Source organism: Psychrobacter sp. 1U2 (assembly GCF_051847575.1).
Window position 1 is genome coordinate 1 of record NZ_JBPYDC010001649.1, and the last position, 549, is coordinate 549.

Below are 549 nucleotides of genomic sequence, written 5' to 3' on the forward strand. Positions count from 1 at the left end.
TACCGGAACACCTGAATCAATGGTTAGCTCATCTTCTATAAAAAACGCCTCTACTAAAGCGCCCGCCCAGCAGCTTGATCAAACGACTCAAGCGTTTAGTCAAAGTGATACAGTGGTTGATGATTCAAGCTTTGTCCATGATGCGGTGCTGCTACAAGAGACCGTCGCTGCGGTGCTCGGCGTAAAATCACTGCCCAAACAGACAGACAACGATGACCAAAATAGCTTACAGTTAAGTGGTATTTACGTTGATGCGACTTTTGGACGTGGCGGTCATAGCAGGCTACTACTAAGCCAGCTTGCTGATGATGCGCAGTTGATTGTCTTTGACAAAGACCCGACCGCTATTAGCGTGGCTCGTAAGCTTGCAAGTGAAGATAGCCGCGTACATGTCATTCATGATAGCTTTGCTACGTTGACCGATAGTCTGGCAGCTATAGGCATCATGGAAGTTGATGGGCTAATGGCAGACTTGGGTATTTCATCACCGCAGATTGATGATGGTAGTCGCGGCTTTAGTTTTATGCGTGATGGCGCGGTCGATATGCG

1 protein-coding gene is annotated in these 549 nt (G+C 47.9%); it reads left to right on the forward strand.

Annotated features, from left to right (window positions below):
• Window positions 1-19 precede the first annotated feature (19 nt).
• Window positions 20-549 (forward strand): 16S rRNA (cytosine(1402)-N(4))-methyltransferase (gene mraW, locus ACS8FD_RS23670; RefSeq protein WP_439277649.1); only part of this gene is annotated, 530 nt, incomplete at its 3' end.